This is a genomic window from Alkaliphilus hydrothermalis (assembly GCF_016908555.1).
In the GTDB taxonomy this organism is placed as follows: Bacteria; Bacillota; Clostridia; order Peptostreptococcales; family Natronincolaceae; genus Alkaliphilus; species Alkaliphilus hydrothermalis.
On sequence record NZ_JAFBEE010000003.1, the window covers coordinates 1 to 22,542 of the forward strand.

24 protein-coding genes are annotated in these 22,542 nt (G+C 33.5%); 1 reads left to right on the forward strand and 23 read right to left on the reverse strand.

Translation table 11 applies throughout. From position 1 onward, the window contains the following. Window positions 1-299: 299 nt before the first annotated feature. The 22 genes from JOC73_RS03250 to tnpA form a co-directional block, all read right to left on the reverse strand. Window positions 300-605, reverse strand: coding sequence for a VOC family protein (locus tag JOC73_RS03250; RefSeq protein ID WP_204400430.1), 306 nt, complete (start codon window positions 603-605; stop codon window positions 300-302). A gap of 255 nt (window positions 606-860) precedes the next feature. Next, on the reverse strand, window positions 861-1,463 hold the full coding sequence (locus tag JOC73_RS03255; protein ID WP_204400431.1) for an acetate uptake transporter family protein: 603 nt from the start codon (window positions 1,461-1,463) through the stop codon (window positions 861-863). Window positions 1,464-1,734: 271 nt separating this feature from the next. Continuing rightward, on the reverse strand, window positions 1,735-2,358 hold the full coding sequence (locus tag JOC73_RS03260; RefSeq protein ID WP_204400432.1) for a TetR/AcrR family transcriptional regulator: 624 nt from the start codon (window positions 2,356-2,358) through the stop codon (window positions 1,735-1,737). Window positions 2,359-2,364: 6 nt separating this feature from the next. Then, complete coding sequence (locus tag JOC73_RS03265; protein WP_204400433.1) at window positions 2,365-3,417, reverse strand: 4Fe-4S double cluster binding domain-containing protein; 1,053 nt, start codon at window positions 3,415-3,417, stop codon at window positions 2,365-2,367. A gap of 240 nt (window positions 3,418-3,657) precedes the next feature. Beyond that, window positions 3,658-5,586: a bifunctional diguanylate cyclase/phosphodiesterase gene (locus tag JOC73_RS03270; protein WP_204400434.1), complete on the reverse strand. Its 1,929-nt coding sequence runs from the start codon at window positions 5,584-5,586 to the stop codon at window positions 3,658-3,660. A gap of 380 nt (window positions 5,587-5,966) precedes the next feature. Further along, on the reverse strand, window positions 5,967-6,842 hold the full coding sequence (locus JOC73_RS03275; protein WP_204400435.1) for a type II secretion system protein: 876 nt from the start codon (window positions 6,840-6,842) through the stop codon (window positions 5,967-5,969). Between the two features lie 205 nt (window positions 6,843-7,047). Next, on the reverse strand, window positions 7,048-8,253 hold the full coding sequence (locus JOC73_RS03280; protein WP_204400436.1) for an EAL and HDOD domain-containing protein: 1,206 nt from the start codon (window positions 8,251-8,253) through the stop codon (window positions 7,048-7,050). Between the two features lie 365 nt (window positions 8,254-8,618). After that, window positions 8,619-9,977 (reverse strand): MATE family efflux transporter, encoded by a 1,359-nt coding sequence (locus tag JOC73_RS03285; protein ID WP_204400437.1) that lies wholly within the window; start codon window positions 9,975-9,977, stop codon window positions 8,619-8,621. Window positions 9,978-10,035: 58 nt separating this feature from the next. Then, the gene (locus tag JOC73_RS03290) at window positions 10,036-10,695 is read right to left on the reverse strand and encodes a YidC/Oxa1 family membrane protein insertase (protein ID WP_204400438.1); all 660 of its coding nucleotides are present in this window, start codon (window positions 10,693-10,695) and stop codon (window positions 10,036-10,038) included. A 39-nt stretch (window positions 10,696-10,734) separates the two neighbouring features. Continuing rightward, complete coding sequence (locus JOC73_RS03295; RefSeq protein WP_204400439.1) at window positions 10,735-11,157, reverse strand: MarR family winged helix-turn-helix transcriptional regulator; 423 nt, start codon at window positions 11,155-11,157, stop codon at window positions 10,735-10,737. A 144-nt stretch (window positions 11,158-11,301) separates the two neighbouring features. Further along, the gene (locus JOC73_RS03300) at window positions 11,302-12,951 is read right to left on the reverse strand and encodes a putative ABC transporter permease subunit (protein WP_204400440.1); all 1,650 of its coding nucleotides are present in this window, start codon (window positions 12,949-12,951) and stop codon (window positions 11,302-11,304) included. A gap of 6 nt (window positions 12,952-12,957) precedes the next feature. Further along, window positions 12,958-13,695 carry an ABC transporter ATP-binding protein gene (locus JOC73_RS03305; RefSeq protein WP_204400441.1) on the reverse strand — a complete coding sequence of 246 codons (738 nt, stop codon included), beginning with the start codon at window positions 13,693-13,695 and terminating at the stop codon, window positions 12,958-12,960. A 75-nt stretch (window positions 13,696-13,770) separates the two neighbouring features. Further along, entirely contained in the window at window positions 13,771-14,193 is a 423-nt protein-coding gene (locus JOC73_RS03310) for a hypothetical protein (RefSeq protein WP_204400442.1), read from the reverse strand. Then, on the reverse strand, window positions 14,183-14,404 hold the full coding sequence (locus JOC73_RS03315; protein ID WP_330613080.1) for a helix-turn-helix transcriptional regulator: 222 nt from the start codon (window positions 14,402-14,404) through the stop codon (window positions 14,183-14,185). Before JOC73_RS03315 ends, JOC73_RS03310 begins: the two co-directional genes overlap by 11 nt. A gap of 251 nt (window positions 14,405-14,655) precedes the next feature. Continuing rightward, complete coding sequence (locus JOC73_RS03320) at window positions 14,656-15,309, reverse strand: hypothetical protein (protein WP_204400443.1); 654 nt, start codon at window positions 15,307-15,309, stop codon at window positions 14,656-14,658. A 63-nt stretch (window positions 15,310-15,372) separates the two neighbouring features. Continuing rightward, window positions 15,373-15,873 carry a class I SAM-dependent methyltransferase gene (locus tag JOC73_RS03325; RefSeq protein ID WP_204400444.1) on the reverse strand — a complete coding sequence of 167 codons (501 nt, stop codon included), beginning with the start codon at window positions 15,871-15,873 and terminating at the stop codon, window positions 15,373-15,375. Then, the gene (locus tag JOC73_RS15255; protein WP_279381023.1) at window positions 15,873-15,995 is read right to left on the reverse strand and encodes a hypothetical protein; all 123 of its coding nucleotides are present in this window, start codon (window positions 15,993-15,995) and stop codon (window positions 15,873-15,875) included. Before JOC73_RS15255 ends, JOC73_RS03325 begins: the two co-directional genes overlap by 1 nt. Continuing rightward, the gene (locus JOC73_RS03330) at window positions 15,992-16,855 is read right to left on the reverse strand and encodes a MerR family transcriptional regulator (RefSeq protein WP_204400445.1); all 864 of its coding nucleotides are present in this window, start codon (window positions 16,853-16,855) and stop codon (window positions 15,992-15,994) included. Before JOC73_RS03330 ends, JOC73_RS15255 begins: the two co-directional genes overlap by 4 nt. Window positions 16,856-17,653: 798 nt before the next feature. Beyond that, window positions 17,654-18,235 carry a rhomboid family intramembrane serine protease gene (locus JOC73_RS03335; RefSeq protein WP_204400446.1) on the reverse strand — a complete coding sequence of 194 codons (582 nt, stop codon included), beginning with the start codon at window positions 18,233-18,235 and terminating at the stop codon, window positions 17,654-17,656. A 7-nt stretch (window positions 18,236-18,242) separates the two neighbouring features. Beyond that, window positions 18,243-18,794: a PadR family transcriptional regulator gene (locus JOC73_RS03340; protein ID WP_204400447.1), complete on the reverse strand. Its 552-nt coding sequence runs from the start codon at window positions 18,792-18,794 to the stop codon at window positions 18,243-18,245. Between the two features lie 196 nt (window positions 18,795-18,990). Continuing rightward, entirely contained in the window at window positions 18,991-19,269 is a 279-nt protein-coding gene (locus JOC73_RS03345) for a recombinase family protein (RefSeq protein ID WP_243427848.1), read from the reverse strand. A 364-nt stretch (window positions 19,270-19,633) separates the two neighbouring features. Continuing rightward, window positions 19,634-20,038 (reverse strand): IS200/IS605 family transposase, encoded by a 405-nt coding sequence (tnpA, locus tag JOC73_RS03350; RefSeq protein WP_204400448.1) that lies wholly within the window; start codon window positions 20,036-20,038, stop codon window positions 19,634-19,636. Between the two features lie 80 nt (window positions 20,039-20,118). On the opposite strand from tnpA, the gene JOC73_RS03355 reads away from it, so the two are divergent. Continuing rightward, window positions 20,119-21,258: an RNA-guided endonuclease TnpB family protein gene (locus JOC73_RS03355; protein ID WP_204400449.1), complete on the forward strand. Its 1,140-nt coding sequence runs from the start codon at window positions 20,119-20,121 to the stop codon at window positions 21,256-21,258. 167 nt (window positions 21,259-21,425) lie between these two features. Here the strand turns inward: JOC73_RS03355 and JOC73_RS03360 are convergent, their stop codons facing one another. Beyond that, complete coding sequence (locus tag JOC73_RS03360) at window positions 21,426-22,280, reverse strand: AAA family ATPase (RefSeq protein WP_204400450.1); 855 nt, start codon at window positions 22,278-22,280, stop codon at window positions 21,426-21,428. Window positions 22,281-22,542 lie beyond the last annotated feature (262 nt).

Here is a 22,542-nt window from a genome sequence, read left to right on the forward strand (position 1 = left end):
CCTCGGTTCGGTGCTTTGCCTCCAGCTTCCTTCAGATTCCACCTCGCGATGGACACCCTTGCTCTTGGCTAACGGTTGGCACTACCAGCCCCCGTACTGGACTTTCACCAGCAAGTTCACGCCCATGCTGGGCGCACCTAGAAAAGAGGAGTGCCTTTTCAGTCACTCCTCTTAGTCATTGTTCATTTAAATCTTTATTTACCTAGATACTTTGTTTACTAGATGTTACTTGTGTATTAAGGTTATCTTGATTCTACAAATTGAATTTTCAAGCCATTAGGATCTAATACATATAAAAATCAAACATGGGGATTTGGTTGAAATGGTCCACTATGAATATCAATTCCTTTTTCCTTCACAAATGTCATCATGTCATCTAAAGAGTCTACTTGGAATCCTAAAGAGATATCCTTACCTAGATTTACATCTTGATTTTTTGCATCCCAGATCAGTTCAACTTTAGTTTCTCCATCTCCTAAAAAGGCAATTTCCATTTCTGGACCAGCCTTAAATCTTCTATCTTCCTTTAGTCCAATGATTTCTTGATAAAATTTTAAAGATTCCTCCATATTATTGACAAATAATGTGCTCCAACAAAATTTCATGTATTTATTCCCTCCCAATGTTTTCCTTTTAAGATTATTATATCATGGTGATAAAACACTTGCATAATAAATTATTTAACTATTATCCCAATAATACTGCTTTGACTCTACAAATTGTATTTTCAGGCCTAGTAATTGTCTTTTATAATCCTGATGTAAATTTTACAGAGAAAAAGTTCCAAAAAAACAAAAGGATAAACCTTCTTTGGAGGTTTATCCTTTTTATCTGATTATATTATTCTAGAATTCGTTTAGCTAGCTTTTAATAATCGGCCCTGGCATCGGATATACTTCTCGACCAAAGGCAGTATTTACAATAATTGCTGCTGAAAGATAGATTCCAAAAATACCTGCAATCAACAGTGCCCAAGCAGGTATTGCTGCATAACTCTTGGATAATATCCCTAAATCCATTAGCGTAATAAATGGTAACGCTACATTTAATGAAAGTACGATTAATGTTAGGACTAATGGTGTCTTAAAGAAGGCTGGCGTCCATAGGTAAAGTACAATTGTAAGTACTAACCATGCCCAACCATCGATACGGGCATCCAAAAGAATACCGTTATTTGTCGCATTAAACTTCATGATCATCTCAATGCCACCTACTAACATGAAGAATGCACTAAAGAATAAAAATGTGTTTCCTCCTGTAGTGTTCCCACCCTTTAAATCTACTATAGCAACTATAAGTTGTACTACAAATCCACCAAGAAGCCAAACTCCAAGGAGGGGTATTGCTTCACCTGTTACTTTACCGCTTAATAGGGCAAAGAAACAGAAACAGGCTACAGCTAAAGCAACTAGGCCCGCTGGAGTAGGATTAGACCATTCTTTTGTTGTGTTTATCTGACTCACTATAACACCTTCTCTTTCAGTATATTTGTTTTTGAATCGAGAGATTAGTCGTGCTATCTCACACCAAAAGAATTATACTACAATCCTATGCCCTAAATCAACATTTTTCGACAGTAAATCAACATTCATTATCCTCTGAATTGTGTGAAAATTGATTGTTTATCGAATCAGCTTTCTTTAGATTTGCTAGTGTTAAATGACAATCATTTTCACTGCATTCACCATCCATAGCATTATTCACACCATTAAAACTTCGATCTGAAGTCAGTCCCTATCTCCCCAACTGATTTACTCCCAACTTGATTATGTTCATCTTTAATTTAAATTGATTAATCGATGCATCAATCCCTTCCTCGCTATCAATTGCTAAAATCAAGCAATCCTTTAAGGTGGCAAATACAAGGTCAAAGATGCTCGTTTTTATTTCTTGTAAATCTACTTTATCACTCATGCCCATATTTTTCCAACATTTCTCCAGCACTGGATGATCCAGTCTACTTCCTGACATGACACTATAGAAAACAGATGTTGCCTTCGGGCTTTTTACAATTTGCTTAAGTAGCCGTAATCTATCTGATAGCTCTTTATTCTTTATTTTATTGATTTCACTAACAAACACCCTTTCCATAAACTCAAAGATATCTAGCTGCATCTCATTGTTTGACTGTCCTAACTCCTCATGTCCTTGGTTTTTCGTCTCAGTTATTAAATAAACTAATGCTTCTTCCTTATCATTAAAATATTGATAAAAACTACCCCTTGGAATATCAGCCGAAGTGACAATATTTTTAACTGATACTTCTTCTAAGGGGACACGTGTAAACTCATCAAAAACCGCCCTATAGACTAGTTTTTGCTTATCTTCCTTTAGATTAAAATACGTTTTCGTCGGCATTGACCTCTACCTTTCAATTAAAGAATATTTTGACTTCATTTTATCATAAATTTTGGGATCTTTTGAGAAGGGACAAACGCTAATACATATGGCACAGCCCATCGTTGCAGAGAAGGATAAAAAGCACTTTTCTCGGTCATAACTTTCATATCTATCTTTTGTGTTTTCTGAAGAACTGGCCTGCACAAATTTTGGCTTCTTGTAAATACATTCCACAGGACATGACCTAGCACAGCTACCACACCTATTGCAGAAGTCTCTTATCCATTCGTGTTCAGTCGTATCTGTAAACTCAAATAGCTTTTCATCAATAAAAATAGGGGATATACGGCAACGGGGTCCAAACTTTTTAGTTATTAACATTCCATTACGGCCTATTAGTCCTAATCCTGATTTTTCAGCAAGGGGTACGAAATCAACCAGCCCACCTAATGGATGGTTGGCCATTCCAATGATTTTATACTTGGTTTTCAACCATTCTGCAATGTCATTTGTTGCAATCCCCAAGGAGTTGTAGACATTCACAACCTCCATACCAGCATCTAATTGTGGTGCTTTTTCTATGGCTTCCTTCTTCATCTCTTGGGCAAACACCAGTGCATATTGAAAGGGGATTGCTTTCCCTTTAAAAATATATTCCACTGGGACTTTTGTAAAACCAACAATTACCTTATGCTTGTTCCATGAATATTGAAGTAAATCATTCCAAATGCTTTTATTAGGAAAGGCTTTAACGACATTTTCACATGTACGGGGTGTGTCTATGCCCTTCTCCAGGGCATCTAGATATTGCTCCATATCTCTATAATTTTTTTTAATATTTCTTTGCATACTTGGCATTCTCTTTGCCATATGGGTTGCCAGACGAATACACCCCTTAAATCCTTTGTTGGTAAATAGTCTTTTTGCCCTATTCTGAACAGCACCTGTTTTTTGCTTATATTCATTGGTCTCAAAATACTCAAATCCTTCAATTACTGCATTTTCTGTCCCCCAAAATATTTCTTTCTCAAAATTCTTCAATCTTGCTAAAAATTTCGTTTCTTCTTTACTTTTCATACCTTTCCCTCCAAGCGTCACCTGTCATTATTGATAATTATATTATGCAATGACACGTGTCATTTTGTCAATTGTTTTTTTAATTGAAATATTTCACACTACAATTCAACTATTCAGAGGGAGGCAGCCATAGTTGGGGAAAAGAAAGATTATCAATAAAAATAACCGATCAGTATCTAAAACAATACGAACCGGTTTTTTTATCTAAATCTTAAATTTATCTGTTTTCCCTTTCAAATCTCATCCTTCAAAAGTAATCTTTGTCCTAATTGTCTTTGATTGTTGCTCTTCAACGAATTCAATAAATTCCTCCATTGGCACTGGCTTTGAAAAATGAAAACCCTGCAAAGTCTCTACCCCTAAAGATTTTAAAAGAAAAATCTGTTCTATATTTTCAACTCCTTCTGCTGTAATCGTTGACTTGAGTTCTCGGCCTAGTTGTACAATACTATTGTAGATGTTTCTAACATCTTGATCTTTTTCGATGTTATGGGTCAGCAGCGAACGATCAATTTTCATAATGTCAGGCTTGATCTCCATGAGTCTTACAAAGGATGAATAAGCAGCACCAAAATCATCAATGGCGATTTTAAAACCATATTTTTTGTAATTAGCTAAAAACCCATGGATCGATTTTTCCAGCAGGTCATCTTCTGTAATTTCAATAACAACCTGGGCAGGATTGATATTATATTTATCAGTAATTGAAATAAGCTGTTTTAGTTGTATATGAGATAATGTATGGGCTGAAAAGTTAGAATTAAAAATCCAATCCTTATCCGCTAACCCCTTATCTAATAATACTCTGGCAAACTTCATACTTTCTTCAAACATCTGAAGGTCAATCATACTTAACAATGACAACTCCTTAGCCTGATTAATTAGAATATCATTAGGGGCATAACCATTATTTAGCTTCATTCTAACTAAGGTTTCAAAACCTTTTATCTGCCCTGTCTCACTGTTAATTAATGGCTGAAAAAATGGAATAAAGCTTCTTGTTCTACAGGTTCTTTCAACATGCATCTTGATATAATTTGTCATTCTGTAATCATCCACATGTTTTTTAGTGGCTTTGATAACATGCCCCTTGCCACTTTTCTTAGCCTCATACATGGTGTAATCTGCTATATTAACAGCCTCCTCCACACAGATCAGATCGAAGAGTTTCATTTCTACAACGCCAGCAGAAAACGAAAAACTATTTAATGCTATTTCTTCTTCACCTTCTTCCCCACTAAAAAATGTTTCTTTTAGTTTAGCCAAAAGTCCATCTATATTGCTCTTGTATAATATGATAAATTCATCCCCACCGACTCGATAGATGTGTTTTGGGGGGCATATGGATTTGAGCTTTTCTGTAAAGTTCACAATTAACTTATCCCCCTCTTTATGACTTACTGTATCATTTACTTTCTTTAAATTGTCTAAATCTATGTATATAGCTGTGGTTGTATCTATGTCATAATTATTCTTTCTTTTGTCAAAAGCTCTTCTATTCGGCAATTTAGTGAGAAAATCTAAAGACGCTATGTGCTCACTTCTTCTTTTTGACAATTTGTAGATAATCAACCAACTAAGAGGCATCAAAATTAAGAAACTTTCAATTAACTTTCTTTTATTGTTATGTCCTTGAGGAGGAAGATAATCAATGTCATATTCCATATAGATTGCAGAAGCAAGTTCCTCCATTTCCTTTGAATTTGCTAAAGTATCTAAAATATCTGTCAGCAGGCTTTTATTTATTTGGTCTTCCTTTATTTCCATCGGTGGCCTTCCGGCGATTAGTCCCCCCTCTTTACCTATTGCAATCTCAATAAGTTGTTGGTTTCCTAAATCAACAATATTATCTTCATAATATACTTTCAAGTCATTCATCTGTCCAATTCTTTCTAACACCCTGATGTACGCACCGTCGTATACGCCCACGCTGTTCAAAAAATAATATGGAAAATGATCTTCATGAACTGTTATATGCAAAGCATTAATGTTATTCGTATGATATACATTATTAGCCAAATCAGATCTTATTCCTGAAAACATCGTATCCAATATATGATTAGAGGGGTACTGGGAATCTGAATCAAGTTTTGCAGAGTTGAAATAACTACCCAAAGAGGTAAATAAAAATAAAAAAAGTATTATAATCAAACCTTTATAAAATTTCATTTGTGGATCCCCCATTCCGTATGTTTTTGCAAGGATGAGTTTCCACCCTGGATGATGATGGTTAAATTTAGCTGTTCCTTACGTTTTTGTGTGTTGATAGGCCTATTAAAGTGTCATTTGATAATCATTATCACAGTTTATAATATAACATTCTTACTTATTCTAGTCAAGAAGAACTATCACTCTAAATAGAAAATTAATCCAACTTGTGAATCCTAGCACATCATTGTTGAAGAAGAATAAAGACAAATCGTAAGCTATGAAAATATTTTCTATCTTAGCTTTTGTTGAAATGGCTTTTACATATCAATAGTATTTCAGAAATAAACCCCTAATTGTGTTATATCTACAATCAGGGGTTTTTTATATCCGTATTGGTTTTATTTTTGCATTTTCTTAAGTAAATTTCCATTACTATCATATAGCCTCAATATCAGTTGAGTAGAAATATTACGATTACCTCCTTTAGGTAAGTCTACCCAGATCGTTTCATTCACATCAAAATGTTCATAGGTTACACTAAAGGGTGGATTTGCACCGTATGCATAAACTTCTGCCCTTACTGCATTGGGCTCATATACCCGAAAACGGACAGACTTAACAATGTTTTCTTGTAATTCCTCAGGAACAGGTACTACAGTAGATGCTGTTCCCGTATTATTAGAAATACCCGAAACTACGTAAGTATCCGATCCAGTTTTATTTCCGTCTTGATCTAAAATGTCATATTTAACTTCATCACCATTCTTTAGCCTACCATTAATATGTCCACTGGTGATTTTAATAGATCCTCCTTCTGGAAGATTTTCAGCTATTACATAACCTTCTCCATTGTGACTAGAATTGGATAGCTTAATAGAAACTGTTGCATTGGAAGCTAGATCAATCCAAGAGGCTTGCATCACCGGTTCAGGAGAAGATTCTGCAGCCACAACCTGCAAACTTTCATAATTGTACCAAAATCTATTATTCTCGTTTAGTGGTAAAAAGCTATCTGGAGTATCATCATCTATATTGCTTTTTGATTTAATAAGTGACCTTGCAGCAGCTGCAGTAGTAGGCTTGGACTGATTTATGGCATTTTCTAATTTTAAAATTCTTTCATATATCGCTGCATTGGCATAATCTGAGGCGTCTTTAGACTTATCAGAGAATCCTATAAATCTAGGAATAGCAATACCAGTAAATATTCCTAATAATGCAATGACTATTGTCAATTCGATCAACGTAAAGCCATTTTTATTGTTTTTGATCATAATATCCCCCCGCAATACCTATCTGCAAATTATTATTTATAAATTGATTTTATCATAATTGTACCAGTTTTCAATAGACTAAAGTATGAAATGTTAAAATAAAAAACTGCTATCCATCCATAACGGGCATAAGCTGCCCATAAATATTAGTTCAAATCGTTGATTTTCAAGTAAAGCAAGTTTGTGAACTTAATTGCATTTGGTACTACACCGTTGATAATACTTCATCAGCCCATTTTAATGAGCTCAAATACAATTGCACTAACTTTTTCTTATCTATCCCTATTTCCTCAGCAATCACCTTAACCTCATCCCAGTTACCCTTTTCATAAGAATAAATCAATTCACATATAGGCCTTAAGATGCCTCTTTTGCATATAAGGGATTCTTTAATATCATCTGTAACTGATATTTCTAATAGGGCTTCATCCATGGTCTCATCTAATATTGCATCAATATTACTAAATAAGCACATCATGGAGATCTCTTGTTTGCGTTTTTTGAAGCTACTATTATCTGCAATCAACTCTCCTAACTTGGCACGGACAAGGGATAATTTAACTAATTCTTCGGGTTTATTGGTCGAGAGATCTTGAAGCATCAAAATATTAATCCATCTCTCTATTTCTTTAAAACCCATATATATTAATGCTTTCTTAATGGAATATATTAAATCCTTATCTGAACGATTACTAATCACCTTTAACAATCGATAAGATAGATTAACATCTGTTTCAAACACTTTTGCCAATGTCTTATAGGAGGGTTCATCTTTCTTTAATTCATTAATAATTCTAGCATATTGAACCTTATTAGACTTATTGTCATTAGTTTTTCCAATAATATTAGGCTTGCTAAAAAAATAACCCTGAAACAGGGTAAACCCCATATCTTTAGCCATTAGAAATTGCTCTTCAGTTTCTATTTTTTCTGCAAGTAGGATTTTATTTTGTTGTAGGGCTCGCTTAACTTCCATTTGTATTGTATCTAGAGGTGTAGCAATAAGATCATATTTTATAATGTCTGCTAATGGGACTATGGGGTATAGGTCATAATCCTCTATAAAATCGTCTAAAGCTATTTGATAACCCTTACTTTTTAAGAAAATCAATCTATTCAAAACTTCATCATCAACGGTAATATCTTCTAAAACTTCAATGACAAGGCTTTTCGGATTTAATAACTCTAAAGTATCTGATAGTAAAAGGTCATAACCAAAATTTACAAATGCTGGTTTTCCATCTGCAATTCTATCTATGCCAATCTCAAACAAGCCCCCTAGAACAGTTGCAGTGGCTTTAGTTGCTGTAGCCTGTCCAAAGCTTTTCGATTCTATATCCTCCCTAAATAATAATTCGTACCCATATACCTTAAGTGATTTACTGAATATGGGCTGTCTTGCAATAAACAATTGAACCCCCTCCCCTGTTTATATTGTAGCCTTGGCATTCATCAATTTCACTATCAATAGACTCACCAAGCATGTTAATTTTTCAGTAATTTTCTTTTTCAGTATAATCTATGCCCACTTAATTAATAAATAAACTTTTAAATTAATTAACCTTCACTCCCTTTATTCTCCAACAATCGCTATTTTTCCTGTGGATCGGGTGTGTGTTTTGGCAGTAAGATGATGCTGATGGACGTAAATATAGGCTATCCGTTAAATACATCCCACATATGAAGAAAGTCCTGTCTATGAGATAATTCTCGTAAACAGGGCTTTTGCTATTTCTTAGATTTATGTGGTGTTCTGCATTCTTCACTCCATTAATACTATACTTCGTTTGCTTCTAAGCTAATTTTATACATCTCTTTCTTTAAAACATAGGCAGTGATTATAGCTGCCAATATATCTGCAATAGGGAAAGCTAACCATACCCCAAACAACTGTAGATTAAATATTCTAGGTAATATTAAAATTAATGGAATTAACAATATAAACTGTCTTAATAAAGATAGAACGATTGCAGGCATTGCTTTACCTAAGGATTGAAATAGTGTAGCCCCAACAAACTGTATCCCTAACAAGGGAACCATGGCTATTACTATCCTGAATACATAGGAGCCATCCTTAATAATGTTCACATCATCAGTAAATGCCCTTATAATAATATGAGGAATTGTTTCTCCAATAATCCATCCTAAAATGGCTATAACGGTAGAGGCAATTATGGATAATTTCAGAACATGTTTTACTCTTTCTATCTTCTTAGCTCCATAATTAAACCCTGCTATTGGCTGCATACCCTGTACTACCCCTAAAATAGGCATAAACAAGAAAGCTATTACCCTATTAACAATACCAAATATAGTAATAGCTATATCTCCACCAAATATCCGCAATGAATTATTCACAACAATTGAAAAGATACTATTAGTTGATGACCTCGTAAATGCAGAGAACCCTACTGTAAATATTTCTTTAATTATCTTCCAATCGGGCTTTAGATGATGTAATTTTACCTTCAATGAGCTCTTGCCACTATACATGTAGTTCATGACATAGAGGAATGAAATAAATTGTGAAATAATTGTTGCTAAAGCAGCTCCTCTGATACCTAGATCAAACACAAAAATAAATATTGGGTCTAGTATAATGTTTAGCCCTGCCCCTAATAGCATTGTTATCATTGCAACCTTTGCATTTCCTTCTGCCCTTATTAAGCTATTAGACATCATAGCAAATGAAAAGAACACACTACCAAAAAGAATTACTGTAATATATTCCTTGGCATAGGGTAACAAGGTTTCAGTGGCACCAAAAATGTATAATAATTGATCCGCAAAAACCAAACCAACTAATGAAAATAATAGACTTAAAACAAATATGGAAGTAAAAGCATTACCAGCAACCTGATCTGCCTTCTCAATTTCATCAGCTCCTAAATTTCTAGAAACAGCAGACGCAGCACCTATTCCTACCATTTGTGCAAATCCCATTATTAGCATCTGAATAGGGAATGCTATAGCCAATCCGCCTATTGCTAATGGTCCTACACCTTGACCTATAAAAATAGTATCAACAACATTGTAAAGACCATTTACCATCATTGCAATGGCAGCAGGTAATGACATTTGATATAGTAGTTTACCTACTTTTTCTGTTCCAAGCTTTTCACTTTGTGTTAACATATAATCCCTCCCAGTCCCCACCATTTTTCATTTATTGTACTCCTTTTATACTATTCAATCAATTTATCTCTGTTTGAATCTTCAAATTAGTTCTAGACAATATTAGCTGCTGTACAACTTGAAAACTATTGCTTGCCACCCAGTATAATGTTAATCCTGCAGAGAAACTTCGCCCCCACCAGAAGATCATAATAGGCATTACGTAATTTAAAATCTTTTGGCTTTGTCCATTGCTATTACTGGATGTTGTAATACTTGTTAAATAAGTTGTAAGTCCGGCCAGCAGTGGTAATACCACAGGATCCGGATCCACTAAATTTTTAAGCCATAAAAAATTTGTGCTTATGCTATGATAAATTTCTTCAGATGCAAAAACATATACTTCAGGGCTTCTCAATACTGTAAACAAACCGATAATGATTGGAAATTGAATTAATAGTGGTAAACATCCTCCAAATGGGCTTACGTTCCGTTCTTTATACAGTTCCATGGTTTTTGCATTCAACTTTTCCTGATCATTTTTATACTTCTCCTGTATATCCTTGAGCTTTGGCTGCATAGCCTGTAGATCATTCATTGACTTGGTTTGTTTTAGAGTTAGTGGTAGCATAGAAAGCTTTACTAATACAGTAAAGGTAATAATGGACAAACCATAATTTCCTGTTATCCCATGAATTAATCTTAGTAGTAAACCTAGTGGTTGTGCTAATATATTCAACGCTTAACCTCCTTAATGTTTGTACTGGCATTTTCATCGTTATATTTCCTCACTTAATACGCTATTTGCTTTTTGCATCAATTGAATAAATGAATTGAATTCTTTATCCCCCATCTTGTTTTTAAGTAACTCGATTGTCCTAAAATACTCATTATACGTAGATTCAACAAGCTCTTTTCCCTTATCGGAAGTTGAGACAGTATAACTTCTACCATCTGTTGGTGATGGTGTTTTAATCAAATACTCCTTCTTAATTAAGGAATTAATCATAGATGTTACTGAAGGCTTAGAAATCCTAAAAAAATTACTTATCATCAAGGGTGTAACTGGTTCACTTTGTTTTTGTGTGAATATTAGCACTCCCATTTCACTAGGCCTGATGGGTATATCCCTCTTTGCATTCATTTGAAGACGGTTAAACAATGTTACTGTATCTGCGCCGATCATAATATCATTATCCATTCTACACCTCCATATAGTTAGTCTGTCTAACTACATTTTAATCTAAATCTGTTTTTATGTCAATACAAATCAAAAAACACCTATCAATAGATAGATGTTTCGTTTAACCACTCCCTGACAGGTTTCACTACTGAGAGGACCTTTTTATATCTCTAACCGTTTCCACACCCTTATAAAGACTGTTTTTGATAACAAATATGCTGCGACCACTGTTGTAACTGAAAGTATAATCACTATAGGAAGGTTGATGATAACACTTATATCAGATAGAATGATAATCTCTGATACAATATCTTTAGCCAGAAACAAAGCTATACTTCCAGCAGATAAAATGCCATAAAGTAAAGGAAGTACTAAAGTGATAAGATTCCCTAAAAAAGCATTATTCTCAAAAAAATCAGTTAATGATAATAGTTCACCTGTTATATATATAGCTGAACTTCCATATAGTATAAAAAACATGCTCAAGATCGATAGTGATATCAATTGTATGCTTAAGCCATTTACTACTGAATATGCAATAATACCCACAATACTTATGACATAAGCGGGAATAAAAAACATATTACACTGCATATTAAATACCTTTCCCCCTTCTAATGGCATAACCTTGAGAAGCCAGTAACGTTTCTTCCAAAGACTTTTATCCTTCGTTATGTCAGCGGGTATAAATAGAATTGAGACAGCAATAATATTGAATATTGACGCGATAGTTATTAACAAAGAAACACCTAACAATGGATTGTTGGAGAATAGACCACCATATAAAAAAGTAAATATCGCGAACAAATAGAAAAAAAACAATAAGGCTGAACCCATAATCATTTCATTATTTCTAATCGCCATCTTCCATTCAGTTTTTATCCACTCAATTATCTCATTCCTTTTGCCTTCTTTGCATTCATCAGATTCAATTGATTTTTTCTTATTATCTTGGTTTTCAACAAGTTGATTTTTTGCCCATCCTTCAAAAAACATTCTTTTTGAGATCATAAATGCAATTGTTATAAACAGTATGGATACCATCAATAAAAACAGCGCAGGATATGCAGGCCACTCACCAATAACCATAGAATAAACAAGTCTTATACTCGCTGTTATAGGAACTATATCAGACACCCATGGTTTTTCTAATAATTCAACAACCTTAATTATATAAGTAGTGGATACATCCTGAGTTCTAGCAAAAAGTACTGCAAAAGATATATTTATTGCAAAAGTAATAATTGATGTTGCAATGTTGAATACTTTTACTGATACTATTCTTGACCCTACCATCGCAACCATAACACCAATTGCACAAGGTATTATCGAGATCATAATATATAAAGGTAATATTGAAATGTAATAAGCAAATGGGGCATTTACCCACATACCTAATGCTACAAGAAAAGGGAAAAACAAAAACAGCATAGATTTAATACTGCTAATTATATGTTCAAAAAACTTAAATAAAAAAACATAATTTAATGGAACGGGGATTGTGATTAAATAATTCATATCAGGCGATTTATAAAAATTTCGAATAAAGGTGCTGATACTCTGTACAAATGATGTAAGATATATCCAGATAACAGCCACAAAAAAGAATACAATTAGTATACCATTAACCACCTCATCCGAAATGGCAATATTACTAAAAATATTTTTATAAAGTATGTTAATAAATACTATCTGACCAGTTATTATTGCTATTGCAATTGATAGCGTCCTCACAAATACTTTTGTGTCTTTGAACAAACTATTTTTTAAGACTAAAAATCGCAATTTTATAAACCACTTAATATAATTCATGTTACTTTATCCCTCCTTCCTGCCTTCAGTTATATTCAAGAAAATATCCTCAAGTGTTGATCCAAAGACTTTGTATTTTTCTTTCAGCTCCTCAAATGAACCTTCTGCTATCAATTCACCCTGATTTACTATACCAATTCTGTCACATAGTTTTTCAGCGATTTCTAGCACATGAGTTGTGAATAAAACTGCCGAACCTTCATCAGCATACTTTCTAATCAAATCTTTGGCAGCTCTTGCGCTGGAAGCATCTAGACCATTTGTAGGTTCATCAAGAAAGATAACTGAAGGATTGTGCAGAAGCGCAGCACAGAGAGTAATTTTCCTTCTCATACCATGTGAATATGTTCCGATGAGCTTATCGGCATCATTCGTCATCTGAAGTTCTTCTAGTAAAGAGTTAATCTTTCTTACTGTATCATTACTTTTTCTTTTCATATAAACATCTGAAACCACATTTAGAAATTCTCTACCCGTGAGCTTATCATATAAATATGGATTATCAGGGACATAGCCAAAATTTTTCTTGGCTTCTAGTGGCTGACTCACAATATCATAACCACATATTTTAATAACCCCTGAAGTGGGCTTTAGAAGTCCAGTACATGCTTTTATTGTTGTCGTCTTACCTGCTCCATTGTGCCCTAAAAAACCATATATCTCTCCTGGTTTTATTTTAAAACTAATATTCTTAACCGCTTCCTTTTTTCCATAGTTTTTTACAAGATTATTCACCTCTAACATAAAAACTACTCCTCCCAAAAATTTCTACTTTAAACGGATTCACCATAAATATTTCCTATTATTACTCATGGTACTCTACATATTCCTTTTTTCCCATAATCGAAGAATAATCTTATATAGAAAAAATAGAAATAGCGTAACAAAAAAACTCACTGAAAACCCGCCAAAAATACCTCTAATATTCATCCCTATCTTTGAAAAAACAGTAAGCGCTGTTAGAATGCCGGTCAATAATGGAATTAGAAAAACAAAGTAAATCTGCTCTTTTTTGTTCATTGGAACAGGGTACGTCATGGGGATACCTTTTATCGCTAATGTAAAAAATTGAGCTAATGATGCAATAAACCAAACTAAAAAGAAGTCAAGTGTATCCATAAGAGTTTGATTCAAGATAAACCACCGATACAATAGCACTGCAAATATTCCAAACCAAAAAATCGTATAGCCAATGCTTTTCGCTATTTTAACATCTGCACTTACTCTTTCATCATTTTTCATTTACATCCTCCTCTAACCAAAATAATTGATCAAGAGACTTATTTAGAACTTTGCATAACTTAAGCCCTAAGGCTATTGTTGGGTTATATTTCTCTTTCTCTATAAGACCAATCGTTTGTCTTGTTACACCTACTTTTTCAGCAAGCTCTTCTTGAGTGAGTTGTTTTTCAATACGGCTTAGTTTAACACTGTTCTTAACTATATAAATCACCTCGATTTTTAATAAATAAATGCAAAGTATATATTACATATAATTGTAATATATATTTTGCATTTAGTCAAGAAAAAGAAATTCAGGTTTTAAATGGAATAAAAATTAATAATAAAACTTAGAATCGGAAGCTTATCTTAAATTGGTTTTGTGAAACTAATCATTCTTACTATAATGTATTTGAATTTATTTATATTCCTTATGAATAGAGCTCTTTAAGGTTGCTAAGCGTATATATAAAAATGAAATGCTTAATCTGAAATCTTTTCAAATATATAATATTCCGCAGTATGTTTATACCTAGGTCCTTTCATTAACTTTTTTACCTTGGTAATATCTATAGGTCTATCCCGTTTAAAGGTAAAATATCTCTCCAAATCCTCGTTTGAAAAATTATACTTACCGTTACCATATTCTAAAACCCCAATAAACTCAAACTCTGCATCTACATATGCCATTGCAGCATCTCCATGACTATCATTAGCTAATAATACGCCTCCCTTTTTTAAATATTTTTTACAGGCTTGAGAGATGAATCCTGCATATTGTGATATTAATAGGTCACAATATCCTTTAGAAACCGAAAGATTCATCCAATAATCCTTTGGTTCAAATCTAACTATGGTCCTATCACTATATATTTTATTGCTCTCTATATAATTAATAATCTCTTTCTCATTTTTAAAAAACTTTAATGCTTTCTTATCTGTATCCACATAAATCACTTCTGGAATTATAAAAGAAGGTGTAATGTGAATATAAGAACCAGGATACATAGCTTTTTTAATAGAAAACTGTTTAGCCATTTCTGAAAAAACATGGTATCTATCAAATGATTTGCTTTCATCCTTATGTAAGGATGTGTTTATATAGTTCTTATATTCTTCAATTGCATTATATGTCATTTTATCACCCCTAATAAAGTGAGATTTCGATCTCTATCTTGTCACTTTAACCTTTCTAGCTTTCTAAGGCTTGTCAGCATATCCAACAACCCAGCTTCCTACAATTTCAGCTTTAATATTTACAAATCCAGCATCCTTAAGTATAGATTTCATTTCCTCAATGCCTAATGTTTTATGTTTGTTTTCAATATCTTGCTTATGATGTCCTCCATTTTTAAAATCTATTGCTACTATGCGTCCAGAAGGTTTTATTACCCTAAACAGTTCTTTATTTGCTTTATCTGGGTCTTTCAAATGATGCCAAACCGCCACAATAATTCCTACATCAGCAGAATTGTCTTCCACAGGAAGATATGCACAATCGCCTTTCCTTATGTCAATACTATTATTCAAACGTTTTTTATCCACTTGTCTTCGGAGTTTAGCAAGCATTTCATCAGATATATCTACACTAATTACTTTTCCATCTACTAACCTTTTAGTAATCTCTAAACTATAAAATCCTGAACCACATCCAGAATCTACTATGACTTCATCGCCTTTAAGACTTAGTATATTAAGCATTAAAGGTAAGGGATTCCCAAGAGTTGTACTTCAAGTATTTTCCGAGGCCAACCGCTCATCATCCATGCTGAAACTTTTCCTGTAATGCCAGAAAATTCAGTTTTCTGTGTTTGATCTTTCATTTTATCTCCTCCAATACACAATTATTTTTTTTAACTCTAATTTTTAGTTCAAATACTGATGTATCTTTAGCAAGAAACAAAGACAACTCAGGATGTTCTTTCTCGATTACAACATTTCCAATTCTACTTAGATTATTATCTTTAAGATACAATTCTATCTCTTCATGCATTTTTTTTAGTTCATCGAACTTCCCGTGCCTAAATGGATAAAATATTGATAAGTAATAACCTTTAGGCAAACTCAGTAATTCCCCGTTATCCTTTTCTAGTTCTAGCTTGTCTTCCTCATCTGTTATTTCAATACAAAGCTGGGCATTTATAAACTCTCCACTCTGTAGATTCTCATAATCATATGTTATCTGAATGGTTCTTTCTGAATAGTTATTCCTTTTGATTATGCTTTGATGATGATCATAATATGCTTTTGGCGATGACATGACATCTGACTCAAAAGGACTTAGAAGATAAAATTGTCTGCTTTTCTCTGATCTCAAGAGATACGAGGGCCTATTTTCTCCTTTTTCTAAAATATCTATAAGTTGTAATAAATCAGCCTCTATGTTTATAAGTCTTTCGATTTTCTGTTTTAAAGCAAGTCTATGGTTCTTAAGTACTTCAATATAATTTTTTTTATTTAACCTACCTTCATCTAACGCCTTCATTTCTTTAATAGATATATCCAAATCTCTAAACATGAATATTTGTCGAAGTTTTTGTAAATCTTCAAATCCATAATACCTATAATTGTTCTCTCCAACTTCAGGTGCTAAAAGTCCTTTTTCCTCATAATGTCTCAAAGTTTCTGATGTTGTATTAAAAAGTTGTATCACTTCATTTTTAAATAGTTTTTTCCTTTCCATAGCATCACTCCACTCTAAAATATGCTTTTGTAAAATTAAAACTAAATACCGGAGCAAAGATCATTCAATTTCATTTAACATGCCAACACCTATAATCTACATTATAATCAATATTCCACTTGATTGATATATGATTAGCTTTCTCAACTTCTTCCCATCCGATTAGTAACCCTATATATGCTGCTAAACCACTAATAAAAAACATTGCTCTTAATTTATCAGCAGTATGCATTAAACTACTGAACAGGGAACAGATAATCGTTGGTTTTGCATATTCCTTGAACTTGCTTTCATATTCTTATTTTAAATTCATATTTATCACCTCAAAAACAGTATAAGGTGTGGGGTTAGAACAGGGTCAATAGTTTTTTAAGAATTATAATTTCCATAAAATTTGAGGAAACATAAGTTAAATATGCTCTTATGCGATGAAGTTAGACCACATTAAGTTATTATCTGGTATTGTCGTGTTTCTAAAATTATCTGCCATTCTTACATATGCGGCAATATTTGAAGCAGATACCTCCTTACCATGTTTGCCAAAATGGTAATCTAAACTCGCACTTCTTGAGCCCTAACTTCCTGGTGTCCAAAGATTTACTAACTAGATGGAATTTTCTACTTCCAGTAGAGACTCTAGATTGAAATACATCTGATCCATCCTTAGCAGACCATGTATATAATAGATATCACATTACTCTTGTACAATTTAACAAGACCTATTCCCCTGGGGTAGACACCTATTACTGAGTTTATGTATTATATTTGGTTTAATGCCATGATACATGTAAAAAATGTTTAATCATTGAAAGCCATTAAATTGTGCTTTTTATGAAAACACATTAGAAATATAACCCCAGTTAGTGCTCCGGCAATATGAGGGTAATGTCCTATAGAAGGTAACCATCCGAAAACAATAGCCAGAACTGAAAGAATCATTATAGCTAAAGGTAATACAATATTCGGTAAGTTCAATGGCAACTCTCTTTCCCATGGAAAGGCAAAGTAGTAATAGAAAAGAATGCCAGCCCCTGCAGCACTAAAACCAATACCACCTGTTTCTCTCAATATTAATGATAAACCTCCAGCTAGAATAGAAGTTACCACTAATATGATATACCTCTTTGAACCCAGTAACATCTCCACCCACGAACCAACAAATACTAAAATTACCATATTAATTAGTATATGGTACCACTCTACATGAACAACACCATAAGAAATAACTGTATACCATCTTTGTGGTAGTTCATTATAGTCTAAAGCTAGAAACCTTACATTTTCAGGTTCTGTTATTCGTGCAACAAGAAATACTAACACTGATAGCAATAAAAAAGTACACGTTATTGGTGTTTGTTTAATTTTTTCAATAATCACCATAAAATTCTCACCTCTTATTTTTAATTAGCTCAATTGTCTCTTCAGACCACTCTATTTCTGCCACAATTGCTTTTCTTGCTCTACTAATCGTTAACATCCAGTAAAACAATGATGTTTCTAAACCACCATCTCTCGCTGCTTCTGTAGCTGATCCCTCAACTATCGATAGTATATCCAGTGCTTCCACTTGTTGTCTTTTGAATCTTTGGATTTCAAATATCAAATTATCATAGCCTACTGCTTCTCCGAAGAATACTCTTACAATAAATTCATCTCTAATTGGAGCTATAAGGTTCTGAGGAAATTTTTTAACCCATTCTTGAAACGTCTCTTTTCCTAATGAAGTAATTGAATAAACTTTCCTATCAAACTTTTTTTCCTGTGTTTCTATCCGTGATGTGACTAATTTTTCATCTTCCATTTTCGATAGTTCTCGATATATTTGGCTGGACTTAACATTCCACATAAATTGCAAAGATGATTGAAAAGCTTTATTTAAGTCATAACCTGTCATATCTTGATAACAGAGTAAACCCAGTAATCCATATCGTAAACTCATAGAATCCCTCCCTTCTTATATTTGCTTATATTAAATAATTTATATTAAACTTGTTGAATATAAATTATCATACTTATTTGGCTTTGTAAATATTAATATATAAATTTATTTTTGTGTATTAACAGTCATATCATTGTTTTTTATTTACTCTTATAATTTTCAAAACCTCCAAAGTGTCTCGTGACACCCTGCTTATTTACTTGGTAATGATGTAATCTATTCTTCCTTTCGCCGCTTTCTTTAACATTTTATTCAGCCCGGTTCTGCCACTTCGAAGCAACCCGCTTTCGATGTCATAGAATACCCCGGCATAAATCCAATCAGGATGGCTGCGTATCATTTTTGCATAGGTTTTTATCTGCATCTCAAAGCTGCGCAATTGCGCCGGTCCAAATGTACTGACTCGACAATATGCGGCCACCTTGAGTTTTTTATTTTCTTTCGGTAAAACCGGAATAATCCTGACATTTTTCATTTGTTCCTCACCATCTATGTAAAAAGGGCAACCATTTTATATTCTACCAAAAAGAAAAGACGTGAAAGTCATCCTCTCACATCCTCATTCTAACTTATTTTATTAGCCACTATAAACCCTTGAAACATCAGTATTTTCGCCTTTGCAACAGGACTATGGATTCCACGTGCATGGTGTGTTGCAGTTAGCACATACTTGATATCTGACTGACTTTAAAATCTGACACCATATCTTTTAATACGCAATACATTTCAGTGTAATTCCCCTCATCGGCTAGTGCTAGGATGAGCTAATCATATTCATAAATTTTTGTGGCACAGAAACTCATTACCTTTAGGTGGTGGGAGGAGTGCCTTGCTCCTTTCTAGCCTTGAGTTTCAATATATCTTTGAATTGTTGCAGATGATACTTCACCGATACTACAGGCAAAATAACCATCTGACCAAAATATTTTTCTTTTCCAATAGTGTTTAGATAACGTTAAAGAATGTTTTTGCCACAGTCTATATGTTGTTTCCTGTTTTATTCTTTTCACAATCTCACATATACTATCGGTGGTATCATAGCTGATCAGAAAATGAATATGATCTTTATCCGTTTCCATAGCAATTATTTCGTAATCATACGTATGAGAAATATATAGTATTTGATGTTTAATATCTTCCGATATGATGCCTTTAAGTAGTTGTTTTCTATATTTGGTGACTAATTCAATATGTGCCTTTAAGCTGTATTTACGCCTGTTTTTACGGTTATCATTCGTATCCATACTACTACTCCCTTACTTGACATTCACTAATAATTATTATACACTATAATTAGTGAATAATAAATAGTGAGGTCGTATTTATGGAACAAATTACCGTTACAGCAAAAATACAAATTATAACTTCGGATGCAGACACAGTATTGCTTGATAATACTATGTCTATTTATCGTAATGCCTGTAACTATGTTTCAAATCATATATTCCATACTCACGACCTAAAACAATTTTCTCTGAATAAATTTTTGTACGCTACCCTTCGTGAAAAATTTGGACTTAAATCACAGATGGCTCAATCTGTTCTCAAAACAGTTATTGCAAGATATAAAACTATTCTTGAGAATCAAAAGGAATGGATAAAACCTGTATTTAAGAAACCACAATATGATTTGGTATGGAATAGGGATTATTCCTTGACACAAGATGTATTCTCAATAAACACACTTGAGGGTCGCATTAAGTTAGATTACTATTCCGAAGGTATGGAAAAATATTTTGACCAAACCATTTATAAATTTGGCACTGCAAAACTTGTCAATAAGCATGGAAAATACTTTCTGCATATTCCTGTCACGTATGATGTTCCTGCTAGTAACCTGTCAGAAGTATGCAATGTTGTAGGTATTGATAGGGGTATAAATTTTTTAATTACCACCTATGACAGCAAACATAAATCAGGTTTTGTAAGTGGTAAAGCCATCAAACAAAAACGAGCAAACTATTCAAAACTACGTAAAGAGCTACAAATACGAAAAACACCTTCTTCAAGACGAAGAATTAAAGCTATTGGACAGCGAGAAAACCGTTGGATGCAAGATATAAATCATCAAGTATCAAAGGCACTCGTTGAACGTAATCCAAAGCATACCTTATTTGTGTTAGAAGATTTAACAGGTGTCCGTAATGCTACAGAACGTATTCGCACCAAAGACCGCTATGTTTCTGTATCATGGTCATTTTATGACCTTGAGCAAAAATTAATCTACAAGGCAAAGCAAAACGAATCAGCAGTAATAAAGGTTGACCCTTCTTATACGAGCCAATGTTGCCCTAAGTGTGGACATACTGAAAAAGCTAATCGTAACAAGAAAAAACATCTATTTACTTGCAAAAACTGTGGTTATCAGTCAAATGATGACCGTATTGGAGCAATGAATCTGCACCGTATGGGAATAAACTATCTTGTTGATAATCAAGTACCTAGTGCAGTTACAACAGAGTAAACTCTTTTGTAAAGGGTGCTGTCAGCCACCCTATGATGTAACGCCACTTTAAGCTTTAATGCTTATCGGGGTTAAAGGTAGGAGGCGTTAGCCGTTAGTACTACTGGGCAGTTACAAGCCCATTTCCTTTAGGTGATGGGTAGTTGACGCTATTACTCCTAACAACATTAAAATTCTTCTTCGTGTCGTTTGAAAAACTCAAAATAAATACGTACATTTTCCAACTCAGTCCATCGTTTTCCCTCAACAGGTTTTTCATCCAGATCATATATTCTCGCTCCATTTATGGCAAGCAAGAATGGCGAATGTGTCGATATAATAAACTGACATCCAAAATACCTTGCAGAGTCCTCAATAAATTTAACTAATTCTATCTGGCGCTTTGGAGATAGACTGTTTTCAGGCTCATCTAATATATACAGTCCATTTTCACCTATTTTTTCTGTAAAATACAAAAACGCGCTTTCTCCATTCGAGTATTCACGAACATTATCCATCAATTCATTTCTCACAAACCGAGACTGCGTTTTACTTCTAGCAGCATTTACTTTTTTAAGTTGCTCATAATCTGCCATGGACTTCATCTGAAATTGGGAATATTTCGCATCCAAATATTCTTCAAAAAGTTCTTCACGTTTTTGATCAACTCCTTTATTGAGATTACGGATATTCAACATATAGTCAAACACATCATCACTGGTAATAATTCTGCTATTTTCAGGAATGTCGGCTTCGAGCTGCATCCCACACATATTTACATAATCTGAATAGAAGCTTGATTTATTATAGATAGAATCACGATGGATTCCTGTTTTTTCTGCTATCACATTTAATGCTGTTGATTTTCCTGAACCATTTCCTCCATATAAAATTGTAACTGGCTCAAAATCAATTCTTTCAAAGCCATGTCTTGATAATATCTTAAATGGATAAAACGAGTCATAGCACGTCCTTTTTATCTTCATAAAAAAATCAAACTCTATATCCTCATTTGGAAATGTAAAAACATTTAAGTAAACCATTGTATTCACCCTTATCATAACATTATATATAATCTTCAGATAAAATTTCGCTTCTCCATACTTAAAATACACAGAACTCTATATGATTCCTCATAGAATCATGGATTTATCTAACTATTTTCTTCTCTATCTTCACGACAGTCTCCACATGCTTGGAGTTGCATTGATAGCTATCAATAGTAAGTTTTCAACCCCTATTCTTGTTGGGAACATATCTACGCTCGTATATGGAAACATATCCAACATATCCTCTCGTTTGAGG